Origin of the sequence: Nitrosomonas marina (assembly GCF_900110145.1) — a bacterium.
GTDB lineage: Bacteria > Pseudomonadota > Gammaproteobacteria > Burkholderiales > Nitrosomonadaceae > Nitrosomonas > Nitrosomonas marina.
The window spans coordinates 86,712-104,249 of record NZ_FOCP01000012.1 but is presented as its reverse complement, the minus strand read 5'-3'; the positions used below and the strand labels follow the sequence as shown (position 1 = coordinate 104,249).

At 44.9% G+C, this 17,538-nt stretch carries 13 protein-coding genes; 3 read left to right on the top strand and 10 right to left on the bottom strand.

Annotated features, from left to right (window positions below; translation table 11 throughout):
* Positions 1 to 221 precede the first annotated feature (221 nt).
* The 3 genes from BMX44_RS09840 to BMX44_RS09830 all read left to right on the top strand — a co-directional run bounded on the left by BMX44_RS09840 (position 222) and on the right by BMX44_RS09830 (position 3,407).
* Positions 222 to 794, top strand: a complete 573-nt coding sequence (locus BMX44_RS09840; protein WP_245738895.1) for a hypothetical protein — start codon at positions 222 to 224, stop codon at positions 792 to 794.
* A gap of 169 nt (positions 795 to 963) precedes the next feature.
* On the top strand, positions 964 to 1,374 hold the full coding sequence (locus BMX44_RS09835) for a copper resistance CopC family protein (protein WP_090632242.1): 411 nt from the start codon (positions 964 to 966) through the stop codon (positions 1,372 to 1,374).
* A 2-nt stretch (positions 1,375 to 1,376) separates the two neighbouring features.
* Positions 1,377 to 3,407 (top strand): CopD family protein, encoded by a 2,031-nt coding sequence (locus BMX44_RS09830; RefSeq protein ID WP_090632184.1) that lies wholly within the window; start codon positions 1,377 to 1,379, stop codon positions 3,405 to 3,407.
* A 33-nt stretch (positions 3,408 to 3,440) separates the two neighbouring features.
* Here BMX44_RS09830 and BMX44_RS09825 read toward each other — a convergent pair whose 3' ends face one another.
* The 10 genes from BMX44_RS09825 to prsK all read right to left on the bottom strand — a co-directional run bounded on the left by BMX44_RS09825 (position 3,441) and on the right by prsK (position 17,515).
* Positions 3,441 to 6,362 carry a bifunctional diguanylate cyclase/phosphodiesterase gene (locus BMX44_RS09825; RefSeq protein ID WP_090632180.1) on the bottom strand — a complete coding sequence of 974 codons (2,922 nt, stop codon included), beginning with the start codon at positions 6,360 to 6,362 and terminating at the stop codon, positions 3,441 to 3,443.
* Positions 6,363 to 6,377: 15 nt separating this feature from the next.
* Positions 6,378 to 7,700: an OprO/OprP family phosphate-selective porin gene (locus BMX44_RS09820; protein WP_218143951.1), complete on the bottom strand. Its 1,323-nt coding sequence runs from the start codon at positions 7,698 to 7,700 to the stop codon at positions 6,378 to 6,380.
* Positions 7,681 to 8,118, bottom strand: a complete 438-nt coding sequence (locus BMX44_RS09815) for a type 2 periplasmic-binding domain-containing protein (RefSeq protein ID WP_177167723.1) — start codon at positions 8,116 to 8,118, stop codon at positions 7,681 to 7,683. The genes BMX44_RS09820 and BMX44_RS09815 overlap by 20 nt, the downstream gene beginning before the upstream one ends.
* A gap of 85 nt (positions 8,119 to 8,203) precedes the next feature.
* Positions 8,204 to 9,004: a PEP-CTERM/exosortase system-associated acyltransferase gene (locus BMX44_RS09810; RefSeq protein WP_090632172.1), complete on the bottom strand. Its 801-nt coding sequence runs from the start codon at positions 9,002 to 9,004 to the stop codon at positions 8,204 to 8,206.
* Between the two features lie 15 nt (positions 9,005 to 9,019).
* Entirely contained in the window at positions 9,020 to 9,289 is a 270-nt protein-coding gene (locus BMX44_RS17420; protein ID WP_281246245.1) for an asparagine synthase-related protein, read from the bottom strand.
* Complete coding sequence (locus BMX44_RS09805) at positions 9,286 to 10,869, bottom strand: asparagine synthetase B family protein (RefSeq protein ID WP_281246244.1); 1,584 nt, start codon at positions 10,867 to 10,869, stop codon at positions 9,286 to 9,288. The genes BMX44_RS17420 and BMX44_RS09805 overlap by 4 nt, the downstream gene beginning before the upstream one ends.
* Before the next feature lie 120 nt (positions 10,870 to 10,989).
* Positions 10,990 to 12,225, bottom strand: coding sequence for a pyridoxal-dependent decarboxylase, exosortase A system-associated (locus BMX44_RS09800; protein ID WP_090632167.1), 1,236 nt, complete (start codon positions 12,223 to 12,225; stop codon positions 10,990 to 10,992).
* A complete protein-coding gene (locus BMX44_RS09795) occupies positions 12,222 to 13,808 on the bottom strand; it encodes an acyl-CoA ligase (AMP-forming), exosortase A system-associated (RefSeq protein WP_090632163.1) in 1,587 nt (528 codons plus the stop codon). Before BMX44_RS09795 ends, BMX44_RS09800 begins: the two co-directional genes overlap by 4 nt.
* Positions 13,809 to 13,887: 79 nt before the next feature.
* Positions 13,888 to 15,249, bottom strand: coding sequence for a PEP-CTERM-box response regulator transcription factor (gene prsR / locus BMX44_RS09790; RefSeq protein WP_090632158.1), 1,362 nt, complete (start codon positions 15,247 to 15,249; stop codon positions 13,888 to 13,890).
* A 175-nt stretch (positions 15,250 to 15,424) separates the two neighbouring features.
* Complete coding sequence (prsK, locus tag BMX44_RS09785; protein WP_090632155.1) at positions 15,425 to 17,515, bottom strand: XrtA/PEP-CTERM system histidine kinase PrsK; 2,091 nt, start codon at positions 17,513 to 17,515, stop codon at positions 15,425 to 15,427.
* Positions 17,516 to 17,538 lie beyond the last annotated feature (23 nt).

Sequence of the window (17,538 nt, the reverse complement as noted above, 5' to 3'; positions counted from 1 at the left end):
AGCGGTAATCCCGGTCTTTACCAGACTGTAAACCAGAAGCAAGCAACAACGCCGGTACACCACTGTCATATGACAGCCGGTGTACCGGCTTTTTTGTTCGGGAAAACAAAGTAAAACTGGGCGCACTGTAACGGGTGCGGGAAAGAGACAGATATAAGAGAAGAGGATTGCAGGAGCGCATGGTAAAAGGCAGATGCGATTCAGCACAGGAGGAGAGATTAGTGTTAAAGCGAGCCATGAAGATTGGCGCGACAGTGATAATGTGTGCTGCGGCGTTATTATATACAGGCGCGGTATTTGCACATGGAGCGGAAGCGCTGGAGGACGACAGTTGCATGCGCCGGGTGGGCGAGAACATGATACATTTGAGCGTATACCAGCCACAGAATGACATAGCGGGGCATTATTGCACGGACATACCTGCGGTGGGCGATACGGTGCTGGTAGTGGATCTGGTTGAGCCGATGCTTCGAGAAATGCCGGTTGGACTGAAGCTGATACGAGGCAGCAGCGAGGATGGCGATGTGATTGCCGACATACGTTCAAACATATATGAGGATGGTGTCATCAACACGCAGCAGGCGCTGGAAGAGGGCAGACATTTGCTGGTTGTGACGGCGGAAGGAGTGCAGCCGTTAAAGTATGTTTATCATCTGCGGATTGACATGGTCAATTATGCGGAGGTGTTCAGGGCCACGATCGGTCCTGCGGTCGGGCTGTTGCTGACAGTATTGATTGGTTACAAGCTTTTCAGGTCCAAGCGATTCAAAGACTGGCTGGCTACAAGAAGATAAAAGTTTAACCTGTTTTTCTGGGGTTAAGGACATTTCCTGTAGTACGTGAATACGTATTAATTCAGAATATGATTGAACTATTTAGATAAAGGAACTCGATTCATCATTTAAAATCAAAATTGATTTCAACACGGCTTTTCATAAAAAGTACACATAAATGGTAAACACAATGCTAAATAAAAAATCTAATGAGAATGTGGTAAGAAGTATCCTAAAATTAATGGTTGGCATGGTTGTATTTGTAATGGTGCTGCAAGTAAATCAGGTATGGGCACACGCTTCGCTGGTTAAATCTGATCCACCACGAAGAGCTTCGTTGTCTGAGTCACCCGCTCAGGTACAACTCTGGTTCAATGAAGAAATTGAAGCTGCTTATGCTTCAGTGCAAGTTCTGGATGCTGATGAGAAAAATGTTGCGGTTGCTGAACCTGAAGCTGTGCCAGACGACGCAAAGTCCGTTGTGCTGGACTTGCCTGCCCTGAATCCCGGCAGCTATAAAGTACAATTCAGAGTGTTATCAATAGATGGGCATGTTGTTGAATCGAGCTATGGCTTTAGAATAAAAAACAATCAACAATAAAAATGTTAGAGATAATCGCGGCAGCTGCTCGCTGGTTCCAGCTTGCAGCAAATTTGATTATATTAGGAAGTTGTGTATTTTTAGTAATTGCAGGTACAGAGAAGCGAGTCTATTCAGCACAGTGGGTAGAGAAACTAGAACGATTATTTCCTAAGCTGGCAATTAGTATCGTCGCTGGACTCATCATAACTCTGGCGGCGACTATCGGGCAGGTTACAGGCGATACTGGCAAGCTGTTGCAATTGCAGGTATGGCTTGATTTTATCAGTGGTACGCATACTGGCCAGATCTGGTTGGGCCATACAATCTCTGCTTTTGTAGTAATTCTATCGGTTGTTTATCTTCGAAAGAGCGGCAAATCGCGGACACGCTATTTATTCTGTGCCTTAATCGCAACATTCCCGTTGATTGCCGATGCGATGGTCAGTCATTCTGCTTCTGAAGGGATGACGATTTCTAATGTTTTACCTTACGCGTTGCATATTATTTTAGCCGGCGTTTGGCTGGGAGGTCTGCCTGCATTATTGTTACTAAAATATGAATATGTAAAACAGGTAAAGGGTAAAAAATCCAGTTTTATGGATGTTCAGATACTTAACCGGTTTTCCTCAATGGCGCTGCCCGTTATGCTGATAATCGTGTTTACTGGCATCATTGTAGGAGATCGGATTTTTGATGGACATTATGCTGCGTTGGTGGCGACACCTTATGGCTGGCTGCTCAGTGCAAAGGTTTTATTATTGTGCATTATTTTGCTTATAGCCGCGAGTGTACGATCTTATTGGTTGCCTCTTTTCGCTAATAGTAAGGATAGCCAGGAAACTCAGAGAAGCGCCGCAGGAATGCGCAAATGGGTGCGGATCGAATTTCTACTGGCTGTTGTGCTGTTATTTATTGCAACTATTATTGCAAATAATGCAACACCTGCTAAACACGCTCTTATCGAGGACTGGCCGTTTCCGTTCCGCTTTTCAATTGTGGCCACATGGGGTGCGGAGAATGTTGCCATACAGGTTTGGTGCGGTCTTGCGATCATCGCATTGGCTGCGGTGGCGATATATTTTGGACGTGTTTCAAACTGGAGCCTTAAACGGTTGATTACTGTGCCTGTTGCGCTGTTGATTTCCGGACTTGCTGTTGCGTTGCCGCCATTGACCATAGAAGCCTATCCTGAAACCTATTTAAAGCCACCAGTACCGTATGATGCAGTTTCTATTTATTATGGCGCGGAACTCTATTCCGAATATTGCGTAGATTGTCATGGATTCCAGGGCAAGGGGAACGGTATTAAGGCAAGAACATTATCTACGGTGGTGCCGGATATGTTGACGGAACCACATACTGTCGAACATACACCCGGTGATTTTTTCTATTGGATATCTCATGGTATCAAAGATACTGACATGCCGGGTTATGAAAATAAACTGTCCGAAGAAGAACGCTGGGACCTGGTGAATTATGTTTACGCGTTATCCCGGGGTTACCAGGCGCGAATTCTGACATCAGAAATTATTCCCAATAGAAAAAATTTACAGCCGCCTGTATTTTCCTATACCACTCATGAAGGAACAACCGGCGTTCTGCAGGAGTTTCGTAAAAAGCAGCCGGTGCTGCTGGTTGTTTTTTCCTGGCCTGAATCAAAAGATCGTATAGAGCAGCTAAAACAGAACTACGCCAATTTCCAAGCGCATGATTTAGCTGTATTGGCTGTTCCAACAAATGCGCTGACATCAGAAGAATTGATTGAAGTAACGGACAATATGCCTTTTCCACTCATTGTAGAAGGCACGCAGGAGATTGTGGAAAGCTATGCATTATCACGTCGCACACTGAATCGTCCGGATTTGCTGGGACGTGGATCAGTTCCCGATCATATGGAATTTTTGATCGATCGAGATGGCTATCTGCGGGCACGATGGATTCCACTGGCTGAAGATGTAGGCTGGAAAAACATGGAATTGCTTCTCAGACAAGTTGAATTGTTAAAAAAAGAAAGTGTTAATGCTGCTACAGCCAGTGAATTTATAAGTTAAGTACATGTAAGACCGGCTCACATGCAAACTAAGTTATCCTGAGAATTCACTGTCCTGGGAGAAACAGCGGTCATAGGGAGCGGGTTTGCCGATGTGATAGCCTTGAGCATAATCAATTTTCATTTTTCTAAGTACTGTTAAGATTTGCTCGTTTTCAACAAATTCGGCCGTTATTTTCTTACCAAAACCGCTGGCGACACTGCACAGTGCATTTACGAGGATTTGGTCATCTTTGTTGTCAATGATATTACGTATAAACGAACCATCAATTTTTACTGTATCAACAGGCAGTTCTCTCAGATAATAAAAAGAAGAGAAACCAACGCCAAAGTCATCCAGCACAAACCCACAGCCCAACTCCTTGATTTCTTTCATAAGGGCGCGCGCGCCTGGTAGATTTTCCAAAGCAGCGGTTTCGGTAATTTCAAACATTAATGTTTTAGGATCAACTTTATGATCAATAAGTTTTTGTTTGATAATTGGCAATAACTCGGGATCGTTAAATGCATGTGCTGATAAATTTATAGAAAAGCTAATGGTTTTTTCCCGGTTCTGATTGATTCTGGCAGCCTGCATAATAGCTTTATGTAAGACAAGATGATCAATCGAATGGATAAGCCCGGTATGTTCGGCGGCAGAAATAAAACCAGCCGGTGACAAAATTGCACCATCAACATCATGCAGACGCAATAACACCTCGTAGTGTTGTACTTCTCCTGTTTGCACACTCATGATTGGCTGAAAATACAGCATAAATCTGTCATGCAACAGTGCATATTCTATTTTTTCCTTCCAGTAGACAAGGGTTTGTACGCGTTCCCTGCTCCGGTCTTCAGTAGAAAACAGATACCAGGCGTTACGTCCGGTATCTTTGGCCTGATACATGGCCAAGTCAGCTGCTGCGAGTAGATCGTGTACGTTTTCACCGTGCTCGGGAAAAAGCGCTATGCCGATACTTGCTGAAACTTTATGGGTGCGGCTGTTAATTGTTAATTGCGTCTCGCTCAAATGCGCAAGAATTTTCTTGGCTACTTCAATGGCACCTTCCGTGTTGATTTCTGGGAGAATCACAGCAAACTCATCGCCTCCCAGGCGGGCGGATACGTCATCAGAACGTATTGTGCGCAGCAGCATTCCTGCCACCATTCTGAGTAGGGCGTCGCCGGCCTGATGACCGCTTGTATCATTAATGTATTTAAACCGGTCCAGATCGAAGAAAAGCAGCGCGCCGGGATGATGGTATCGATCGGACCGGCTAATGGCCTGTTCGAGTTCTTCGCTGAAACGGCGGCGGTTATACAGGTTGGTCAACGGATCATGATCGGCCAGCCAGGCCAGATGACCTTCTACCCGTTTGTATTCGGTAATATCAAGACCTACGGAAAGGACTGAAGGATCGTCAATGGAATTCCAGGAAAGGCGTGAGTGCAGCCAGGCTACATGGCGTGTAGTGCCATCTTTACAATGGGTGATGGCTTCATGACGCAGCTGTTCCCTTAAGCCCTGATTGATTTCATCCAGGTGCATGGAGAGTTCGTGTGAATCGAAGTCCGATACCAGGATATTTAAAAAAGGTGTATTTTTGAGTTCTTCTTCGGAATAATAGGTGAGCATTTCACCGTAAGCATTCATGGAAATAATTTTGCCGCTCGAATTTTGTGTCAGAACGATAACCTGGGCAGTATCGAGCAGGTTGGCTACAAAATCTCTTTCTCTACTCAGTTCATCTTTCTGCTGAATCAGTAGCTTTGTACGCGAAGAAACTTTCTGTTCGAGATCTTCTAACTGCACTGACAGCTTGACAGCAGCATCATAGAGCATGTCAATTTCATCTCTGTATATCTGTTTTTTATTAGTTAATGTCAGCGAATGCCTGAAATCCTCAAACTGCCCACTGGCCAGCAAAGGCAAAGTGAACGAAACATCTTTTAAGCGGGAAAGTAAGCGCGTGAAGATACTGAATAAAAGAAATTCTGAAATGACCAGACCTAAAAATCCGATCAGTGCAATTTTCCAGATTGAGTCATATATGTTGTTAACTGCGGGTGTGACGTCAGATATCACTACCAGGTAAGCCAGATTTTTATTGACTGACTCTAATGGGTAAAGCTTAATTTGATGGTGACGGTTATCCTGGTTAATCTGGACAATGTTTTTAAGACTGTCAGTAATCGAATATATTTTCGAAGTCGCCAATAAAATTTCGTAACTGTCGCTTTTGTTGGTTAACGCTGCAACGGAAGTCTGCCATGCCTCAATATGCGATGCTTCCAGGTCGGTAGGGTGCAGATTGTGTAACAATAAACCTATATCCGCACCAGAAATACGTTTGAATGCCAAAAGCGCGTCAGCCAGCGTAATGCCGATGACAGCAATGCCAGCCGTCTGACCTTCGATCAAGAGTGGTGCAACTGTCAGTTGAACGCAGTTCTGCCTGCACAGCAAGGGGTCGATAGGTACCTCATTTTGGTTAACCTGCTTGACCCATTCAAAGAGGGTCTGATTGTCATTTTCATTGAGTTCAGTAATGCCCCAGTCGGCGGTAAGTTCGTTTGCGGTGTTATAGAAGCGGACAAATTCGACACCGCTGTGAAAATGTAACAATGTCCAATGCTGGTCAAATATCTTGCTAATGGCTTCTTTATCATTGGACAACAGCGCTTTCCCCATACCGTCCAGGAAAGGAATTATTTCAGCCTGTTGGCGTATTTTCTGTGTCAATCGCTCTATCAGACTGTCAATTTCTCTTTCGAAACGCTGGTGCTCAATTTTTCGCTGATCGTTAAAATTAGTAATCAGTCCCAGATAACTGACTATGCAAAACAACAACACAACTGCTATCAAGATCAGACTGCTCAGTGAGGTGATTTTCCATTTAAAACTGAGAAATGCGCGTTTCTCGGTCTCAGACTGCGCATGAGTGGTCAGTGTGTCTTTTTTGACAATCTGTAACATCAGATATTTATCTGTCTAAAAGCGGAACGAAAGTTGCGCTGCAAAAAGATTCCAGTTCTTGGATGTCATCGACGCATCGGGGTTATCCAATGGCGCAAGCCATCCGGTTCCATTAATGCGATGATACTCCAGCCGCGCCATGATCCGTGGTGTGATGTTCCAGCGCAGCCCCACGGTCAGATCCTTGGCAAAGCGTGAATGTGCCGGTCTATCAGGATCATTATTATTTAAAGCAGCAAATTTGCTGCCGTCGCGATCGCTGCGGTCTGTATACAGGACATCATAGCGAATTAAAGCTTCCCATTTGTGGTTGAAGCGGTATTCCCCCTGAAAATAAAAACTTTCTCCAAAAAAATCCAAATTGTCAAGCGCTGCAACACCGTAATCTGTATACCTGAACTTCCGCAACGCGTATTCGGATGTCAGGGTCCAGCGTTCGGTATTGTATTGGGCCGATAGGTAAATCGGAGAAAATTCAATTGATCCCGGACCGATTGAACCTACTTCATTCGCGGCGGGTTTGTAATCGGTATTAAGCCATACACCACTAATTGCAAACCGGAAACGTTTGCCAGGGGTTTCATAAAGACCGCGTCCAACCAGTGAGATATCGGGCGAAAGACCGCCTGTTAAACGGGAACCAAGAAACGATATTTCGGTATCGCGGTCATCGACAATAGGCCGCGAAATACCGAACTGGACAGTAAAATCACCCCATTTGGCGCTCGAGGTTTCACCATAAAACTGGATCGAATCGGATGACAGTCCGAGGTTGCGTGTTCTGTCAAAATAGATAGATTGCGGTAACAAAATACTCGGTCTGGTAAAAGCGACATCACGCGTATCGTTATAAAAGCCAAATGGGTTTTTCAACCGGCCGAAGCGTATACCGAACTGATTGGTTTCGTGTGAATACAACCGGTAATCCAGAAAAGCAAAATCAAGACGCGGTTCGCCAGTGTTATCTTTGCCTGCGCGTCTTGACAGCATCTGCGCGGATAATTGCAGCCTTGAGTGCGGACGAAACAGTGCATTCAATCCTAATTCCGTGAAACCAAAGCCGCCACCCTCGTCGGTATTGCCAAATACATCATTGTCGGAAGTTGCCATAAAAGCCTGGCTTGCAAACCCTTGTATCTGCAAATTATCAAGTAAATCCTTGGCAGTGGACCACATTGAAGATGATGACGTGTTACTTTCAGAACTGGTTTCGTTTGGTTTATCCTGAGCAGAAACAAACTGGCTATGCACTATAAGTGTAAGCGCGAACAAGATAAAAACTACTTCTAGCGGCGCGCAAGATACGACTATCCGTCGGTTATTTAATCTGGAGTACATTGATTTCATCATCGATATAAGCAGTTTCTAAGTATCCGATAGCACCCGGTGTATTCATGATTTTGAGTCGCATTTCCTCATTTGAAGATACAGTAGTTGGTGCCTGACCTGTACCAGAGAAAACCAGCCGATCCCATGACTGCCGTAATTGGTAGGGAAACAGACCTAATTGTTCTTTCGAAAAACTATGATGGAGCGGATTATCGTCCGGAAGGACGAATACCTTGATGATCAAGTCATTGGACCAGGCCCGAAGACGCATACTGAAAATAGCACGCAGATAATTTTTGGATATGCTGTCTTCATCTACAGAGGGGTGCGCTACGATCTGATAGCGGGTTTCTGCCTTAACGTCTGTTATGACAAAAAGAAGAATTATTAATAGAATACAAAGATAATTTGTATTTCGTGTACGCATTATGCTGTAGGATTCAGTTTACAATCTGATTCTGCAAAAGGTGCGGCACCGTAAATAGCGAACAAAATCTGAAAATTCTTAATAGTTAGTTTTCTTCTGGCCAGCAGTATTTTCCACGGTCTGTTATGACTTCCCATGCGCCGTGATTACGCTTATACAATCTTTTGAGTACATCGTTTATTTCTCCAAAATGCGGTTGACGCAAGCCATGGTAATCAACTATCGGGCCAATGGGGTCGATTCTCATTCCTGAGAAACCCACTAAACGATTCAATGCGGGATCCATGGCAGATAACCAGTATTTTATGTTGTTTGCGGCCGACATACGGACAACCGCTGCCATTAGCACCATGTATATACTGAGACAGCGCCGGTCGCTTTTACGCCGTTCTCCCTGGCGGCGTTCATTCCCGGATTGGCAATTTGCGGCTGGTGGTGGCGTGACTGCAGAACTGGATGGTTGGTTCTGTTCCGCTGATTTTCTGCGATCCCCTTTTCGTCGGTCAAAGTCTGGAGCCACTAAAAATCGAGAAATCTCGGCAGTATGCTTTCTTGAGAGGCTGTCCAGCTTGAACAGTGACGGGTCAATCTGGGTGTGTTGTTCAACAGGAAAAAGATTATCGGAATTGGAAGGGTCCGGTAAAATCAAACGCACTGTTCCAATAAATTTTCCTGTTGGAACAAATTGTATGAGGGTATGACATGAGTGCTCATCGTATGTATCTTTTTCCAATTTGTCGGGATAATTCTCGGCAATAAAGCCCGGAAGTTTGAGTTGCAAACAGAAAACCAGGTAGCGTAATTGATATACTGTTTTGCGTAACTCCGGAGTGTCTGCCTCAATCAAATTGAACGCTCTTTTGAAAGTATCATAAGTCTCACTCATCACATACCTATTAATTTATATTTGTGTTTGACGAAGCTTATACCATTGTTCCAACATCATTAATATCCAGATCATGGAGCCATGGTAGCTTGCATGTTCCTGTAAATGCTGTCCGAGTAGTGTATCGATAAAATCGCCTCTGATTATATTGCGTGATTTAAGATCGGTCAGGCTGTCTGCGGCCAGCGTCTTAAGTCGAGGATGGTCTTGCAGCCAGACACCGAATGGCAGACCAAATCCCTGTTTTTGTTTGGTTATAATTTCTTTGGGTAGGAAGTCTTTCAACGCTTCTTTGAAAAAATACCGTAATCTGGTTTTTTTACCTTATAGTTCGGTCTTAGTTGCGTTGAGAACGCTACCATTTCGTCGCTAATCAGCGGAAACGCAACATCTATTTGAGCGAGCTCGCAGGCATGCACAACTTTGGGCAAATCGTTATCGGCGAGGGTAAATTTCCAGTCATAAGCGAGCATTTTGTTAACCAGGCTTCTTGCATTTATCTGGTGATAGGTCTGATCATTTAATGTGTCGGGCAATGTGGTGTCGATACTAGCCAGGAAATCGGTTGTGAAAACTGATGAAATGCCATGGCGCACCAGCAAATTATACGTATTCATGCGTGCGGGCATTGGAATCGCAGCCTGCTCAATAAAACGATATGCTTTTCGAAAAGGTAACGGCAGCTGTTTTCCGGAAACACTTTCTGCCCATGGTTCAAGGATTTTTTCGCGTAAAAACGGAGACAGGTGTGAGTATAATGAAAAGAGGTATTGCTTTGCATAGCGTTCATTTCCGCCAAACAGCTCATCACCACCGTCACCGCCCAGTAATCGGGTGATGCCGTCCGCTTTTGCCATGCGAGCACAAAAAAAAGCAGGTATTGCAGATGCATTGCCAAAAGGCTGATCAAAGACTGCTGCGATGTCAGGAACAGCCGTGACGACATCATCGGGCGTTACATAGTATTCATGGTGCCGGGTCGAGAAATGGCGGGCTGCAATACGTGCATATTCCATTTCATCATATCCCTTGGCATCAAAGCCAATGGAGTAGGTTGCTGCAGGTTGGCCGGTAACTTCCCCAAGTATGCCGGCTATTGTCGAACTATCTGTTCCTCCGCTCAAGAATGCGCCGGCGGTTTCATTACCTACAGCATCCTGTATGCTGGATCGTAGTAGGGTTCTCAGTTCATTCTTTAAATCTTTAAATGAGCGTGTGCCAGCTTCTTCGAAGCTGGGTGTCCAGTAATATTCGGTTTTAGCTTCTCTATTCTTGAATGTCAGGTATTCGCCCGGCAATAAACGGTGCTGTTTTTTATAAATAGTTCCCGGACTGGGGATCATATGAAAATAAACATAATTAAATATATTTTGGGCATCAATTTGGGGTTCTGCCTGAGGATGACGGATAATCGCATCCAGCGATGTTGAGAATACCAGATGTTCACCATTGGCATGGCAGACCAGTGATTTGGTTCCCATACGATCAACAGCAAGTAAGCACCGGTCGTTATTTTCATCAATAATACCGAGAGTAAATTCGCCGGCGATACTGGTTAGTGCTTTTTCGCCATTGACCAACCAGTTTTCCAAAAAAATCCGCGCTTTATTTCGATGATCGGAATGCTGGCCTGTTTGAATATTGTTAAATCGAATATGTCCTGATATGCCGATGATTATTCCCTGATCCTGGTAGGTATGCACGCTGTCAGGATGGCCGGATACGGCCAGCGCCGATTTTTTTCCAATGAGCTTTTGAACGGGACGACTGTCATACCGGATTATGGGTTCATTCATTTTGTCAAGAAGCGCGCGGCTTTCAGTATCCGCCATTTCGCAGCCTGTCCAACCGCAAATACCGCCCATGGTGATCTCCTTATTTTTCTTGAAATTCAGCTTGAAACAGCGTGACTAAAGTTTCTATTATAATGAAATAGTTGAAAGCATCTTGGTAAATCAAAATTTGGTCGCATTGAGTACAATCCGTTAAACCAGAATTTCCAATGGTTCGGGATGACCAAGAAATGCCGTGGGACTGGCAGTGAGTCCGTAAGCACCTGACTGCAAAACAACCACAAAATCATTTTCCTCGGCTTGTGCCATTTCCATCTGTTCTGCCAGTAAATCCAGCGGTGTACATAATGGCCCGACAACCGAAACGGTTTCTTTGGGGGTGTTGTGAGCCTTGTTACCAACCAGAACGGGATAGTTTTTTCGAATAACCTGGCCAAAATTGCCGGTAGCGGCAAGATGGTGATGAAGGCCGCCATCGGTAATCAAAAATATTTTGCCCCTGGATTGTTTGCGCTCAATAATGCGGCAAACATATATACCCGCTTCAGCAACAATATAGCGGCCAAGCTCAATAACAACCTGGGCTTGCGGAAGCTGTTGCCTGACCGAGGGTAGCAAATCTTTCAAGTTCTGACCAATCGCCTTGATGTCCAAAGCCTTTTCTCCGGGAAAATAAGGGATGCCGAATCCGCCGCCAATATTTAGCATGCGTACAGGCGACGGGGCATATTCCGCCAGTTTCAGACCTAATTGAAATGTTTTTTCCTGCGTTTCCTGGATGGCTTCCACTTTCAGGTTTTGCGAGCCGCTGAAAATATGAAAACCGATAAAGTTCAGATCAAGTCTGCCAATCTGGACCAGTAACCCGGGTACCAATTCTGCGTCAATGCCAAATTGCTTCGGGCCACCGCCCATTTTCATGCCCGAGGATTTAAGCTCAAAATCAGGATTAACGCGAATGGCGATATTGGGACGTATGCCTAACTGATCCGCCAGCCGGGTTATCAGCATCAGCTCTCTTTCAGACTCGATATTCAGAACGATACCGGCAGCGATTGCGCTAGACAGTTCATGTTCGGTTTTTCCCGGTCCGGCAAAGCTGATATGCTCGGCAGGCATGGTAGTATCGAGAGCTATGCGCATTTCACCAGCAGAGGCTACATCAATTCCGTCAACAAGTCCGGCCAGGTGCTGCACGACTGCCGGCATCGGGTTTGCTTTCATAGCATAATGAATATGAATGTCTTCAGGCAGTGATCGGCGCAGTAATTGGATACGCTCGGTGATTTTTTTACGGTCGTAAGCATAAAATGGCGTTCTTCCGACTCGCTGTGCTAACCGTGTCAGTGGTATACCGCCAACTTCCAGACAGCCGTCTTGTACCGGAAACTGCGCAAGCGCGAAATGTTGGGTTTGAATACCGGTCATGGATTGTTATTTGTGAATTGATGTTCCATTTCCTGAGAAAGTTTCTTTCTGTCAATTTTGCCGTTTGGGCTTCTTGGCAAACTGTTTTCACGTACTTCGATATGACTGGGTAACATGTATGCGGGTAACCGTTGTTTACAGGTTGCCAGCAGTTCGTCTGCTACCAGTGTTTCTCCTTCGCGCGGTGTGGCAATAACCAGTATTGCCTGGCCAAGAACAGGATGCGGGATTCCGATAGCCACTGCCTCGCCAACTTTTTCCGTTGCGTATATGATTTCTTCAATTTCTGTAGGACTTACCCGATATCCCGAGGTTTTAATCATTTCATCTCTGCGGCCAATGAAGTAAAGAAATCCTTCTTCATCCATGCGTACAGTGTCTCCTGACCATACAGCAAGTTCGGAAATCGTCAAACCACTCTGACGCGAACTGATCGGTTTGAAACATGCCGCAGTTTTTTCAATGTCGTTCCAGTAACCCATAGACACCAGAGCGCCTCGATGTACCAGTTCTCCCGGTTCTCCCGGTACGCAAGGTGAGCCGTCCTCGCGCAATACCAGTATTTCCGCGTTGGGTATGGCCTTGCCAATTGAGTCGGGACGATGCACAATTTCTTCAGGCGGCAGATAGGTTGACCGAAAAGCTTCCGTCAGACCGTACATTAAAAAAATCTGGGTGCGCGGCAGTGCCTTGCGGAGCAAATCAAGCGTAGCACGCGGCATTGCGCCACCTGAATTGGTAATATAACGTAAAGATTGGGCATTGTCCCAGTTTAATTGAGCCAGTTGGATCCACAATGGCGGGACTGCAGCAAGACCACTGATCTTCTCTTTTTCGATTGTTCGTATAATATCTTTCGGCAGCAGATAATTCATGAGTATATTGGTTGCCCCCACGTGAAATGCTGTAGTCAGTTGACTCAGGCCATAATCAAAACTGAGCGGCAATACTGATAAAATTCTGTCGACTGATTCGTTCTTGAGATACTGTGCAACGCTTTTGGCGCCTGTAACAATGTTTCTGTGCGAGAGTACTACACCTTTGGGTTTTCCGGTGCTGCCCGATGTATAAAGGATGGCAGCCATATCACCGTCTATGGTACGGCTGGGTTTAGGTTTGCATTGAACTGAACATACATCCGACCAGTTAAGAATGTTCAAACCGGCAAGTTCAGGAATACCGGCCTTATTGTCAACAACGATGATTGTATGAAGATCGTGACAGGAAGGCAGGACGCCGGTTAACAATTTCAATCTTTCGGCCGAAGTCACTAAAATACGAACGTTGCAGTCAGCCAGAATATATCCCACCTGTTCCGGTTTCAGTAACGGGTTCACGGGTACAAATACACCGCCTGCAGCATTGGCAGCAAATAAAGCGCTGACAGTTTCCGGCCGTTTTTCAAGATAAACCGCCAGTCGTTCATTGCGGTCAAATCCTATATTTAAAAAACCGGATGCTAGTTGTTCAATTTCACTTGCAAGAGTGGCATAGCTTTTTGTTTGCCCCTGGTACGATAGCGCATCTTTATCGGGTGTTTGATGCGCAGATTGAGAAATCAAGTCATGTACTAAATAAACCACGTGTTTAAAGGCCTCTTGGTTATCGGTTCTCTGCGTCAGTTGTATGACAGCATTAACCGTCGTGCATCAGTGAAGCATTTTATGTTTTAATACCGCATCGGTTCATTAAATCATAAATCGTAGGGCGGCTGACTCCTAAAAGTTTAGCAGCCTGCGCAACGTTTCCGTCCGCTCTGGCCAGTGCTTTAACAAGCGCTTTGCACTCTTCCTGTTCACGTATGGATTTAAGATTGAGTGGCTCTATGCCTGTATCGGTTGTGTGCAGCCCCAAATCTTCCGCCGTGATGACCGAATCCTCAGCCATGATCACGGCCCGTTTGATGCAGTTCTCAATTTCGCGGACATTGCCACTCCATTGGTGTTGTTCAATAGCTGCGATAGCTTCCGGGTTGAAATTCAGAGTGGCTTTTCCTTCCTTCGCACAAAACGTGTTTTTAAAATGGTGGGCTAGCAGCAGGGCGTCGCCTATCCGCTCTCTTACCGGTGGGATTGTAATGACGATCTCGCTCAGCCTGAAATAAAGATCTTCACGAAACTTTCCGTTTTCCATCAGTTTATTGAGGTTCTGGTGGGTAGCGCAGACAATACGTACATCTACGGGAATTTCTGCGCGCCCCCCGATACGTTCAATCACTCTTTCCTGTAGAAAACGCAACAGTTTTGCCTGTAACTGAAATGGTAGATCACCCACTTCGTCCAGGAAAAAAGTGCCGCCATCAGCAAGCTCGATTTTACCGAGTGTCTGTTTTGATGCGCCAGTAAAAGCGCCTTTTTCATAGCCAAACAATTCGCTTTCTAAAAGCGTCTCGGGTATGGCCGCGCAATTGATTGCCATGAAACGCTTGGATTTACGGTTGCTCAAATTATGTAACGCTTTTGCCAGCACTTCCTTGCCTGTTCCGCTTTCACCCAGCAGCATTACGGTTGCGTCAGAAGGCGCTACCTTTTCAATGCTGCGACATGCTTTCAGTAATTCAGGGTCGCGCGTGATTAGGCCATCTATTGGTGAATTGCTCTGTGCCTGATTTAATCGACGATTTTCCTGTTGGATTGCATGTAAATAAAATGCGCGTTCCACGACCAGTTTTAGCATATCAGGATCAAAAGGTTTCTGATGAAAATCATAAGCACCCATTTCAACCGCTTTCAAAGCATGAGCGTGATTCTGATTGCCGGTCAGTACTATGATTTTTGTATCTGGAGCCAACGCCAGGATCTGTTGCAATGTTGCCAGCCCCTCGGTAGCACCATCCGGGTCAGGCGGCAAGCCCAAATCCATTGTTACAACGGCAGGTTCGTGCCGCCTGACACTGGAAAGGGCGCTTTCGCGATCGGAAGCCACGCTAGTCTCGTATTTATCAAAATTCCAGCGAAGCTGTTTTTGTAAACCGAGATCGTCTTCTATAATTAGCAACCTTTGTTTTTCCCGATTTCCCGACATAGTATTTAACTGTTTCCTGCTGTTAGACCGAAATTGAATTGATCTTTCAACAACGATGCTTTCAAAGCATGTTATTGATGTCAAATATATCCCCAAATTGTGAGTCGATATTTTACCGGCGATTTTTTTAACCTTTCTGTTAAACAAGCGTGTGACTTGTCTTTTTATTAACAGTTTAAATGGATTTAATAATAATGTTCCCCGGTGTAGTGTCTAATAAATCTAAAGTAATCGTGAAAGTCGTACCAATGGATTCCTGCGTGGAAACATCGAGTCTGCCGCCAATCTCCTGTAAATATTCTTTGCTTTCAAAAACACCAATGCCCATGCCCGCTGATTTGGTTGATTCAAACGGTTTGAACAGCCTTTCCTGAACAAACTTTTCACTCATGCCGTGGCCTGTATCGCTTACTTCAATAACAGCTTTGTTATTTTTTTGGGATAAGTTAACGTTCACACAGCCATCCTTGGGTGTGGCTTCGATCGCATTTTGTACAATGTGGCTAATAACCCGTTTCAGACGTGTTTCTTCCGCAGACACATGCAGTTCAGTTACGTGTGCCTCGAAATTGGGTCTGGGCTCAAAAATGGATTTACTCTCAATGATTTCCTGTAATAATCGGTTTAAGGAAATGCTGTCCGTTTTGTCCAGCGAGCTATTGCTGCTTAATTTCTCAAGCAAGCGCTTCATTTTGCCAATAGATAAATTGACTGTTTGTATCATATCATCCTGGAATTCAGGATTGTTTTTATGTTTTTGTGCGTTTGATAGTAGCAGTGACAGTTGAAAAATCAAATTTTTTAAGTCATGTACGACAAATGTGGACATGCGATTAAAGGATTCAAATTGACGCGCAACCATCAGTGCGCGCGATGCTTCTTCCTGTGCTAAATAACTGGTAGCCTGATTCCCTGCAATTTTAAGCAGGTCTATTACTTCCCAGTTTAGTTTTATTTTGCTTCTGGGCTTAATCAAGACGATAAATCCTAAAAGCTTTCCGTTCTGAATTAACGGAATAACAAACCAGGCATCTGGTATTTCATCAAGCCACTGCGGTATAACGAGAGGTGTATAAATTGCCGGGTTCGCACGATATTCGTTTAAATCTATAATCCAGTCTTTCTGCACCATAAATTCGCAGAGTAAGCTGTTTGCTTCTATGGGTTCGTTGATGCGAGGCATGTTCCATTGCTGGACCGGAACAAAAAGACCTGTTTCCTGTGCCAGCCATAATCCGCCACCTGGACTTTCGACCAGTTGTGCAAGTGATTGTATAACACGCTCCTTCAATTCTCCTTTGCCTTCAGACAGGGTGCGAGTGAATCGCAGCCATTCTTCCCTGTAGTCATAGTTATAGCTGTAAAAATGTTTACTGATAAACACTTTTAACCATGATCGGATCGTGCCGGAAAACAAAATGCCTATAAGCAGGATAATTGCGCCAAATAAGAAGCTCACCTGCAAGATGGGGCCCCATTTGCCTCCTGAAAAGCGTAGATAATAGCCGGCGCCTGCCATGACTAGCAGGTAAACTGCTGTACCGAAAGACGCCGCTGTATAAAAGATAACCTGGCGGGAGACTGCTATGCCGACTGCCCATTTTGGATTGCGGGCTGCAGATACGGCTATCAGCGGCACAACGATTGCGTTGATAATGCCCCGCGTAGCCCAAATATCAAAATTGATGGATCTGAACAGCAGTGCGTCACTGAAAAGATAAAAGTCATAAATAAAAATTGCGCCAATACCCAGACAGATAAATTTGATGCCCCAGCGTTTCTCGGGTGGTGTATTTCTATAGAACTGTTCGACTAGAATGATGCCGATGATTGCCATGAACATACAGCCCACCACGCTGGTCAGTTTTTTGATAGATATGCCGGGCGCAAAAGTATCATCCTGGAAGGTATAGATTGCGTAACCAATAAAGAACAGGTAGATCAGGGCAATGAAAACGATTGAGGGCCTTAGCCGCAGTTGTGAGGAATTATCTGACTTACTTCGGAACGGGCCTATCAGTACGATGAGAAATACCGACCAACATGCATTTCTTAAAATTTCCAGAATTAATACCAAAGATGTAAGCGAATAACCCCAGACAGTATTGATAGCCGTTATTGCTGCCCATATTGCTGATATGATGCAGGCGACAGCCAGCATCATTCCATACAATCTGCCCCGCCAGTTTGTCAGTAACAGAATGGATAAAAAAAGGAAAGCGACCGCTGCTGATGAATAGCTGATAGTCGCAACATTTGTCCACATAACGAATCGATAGTCGTGCTCTG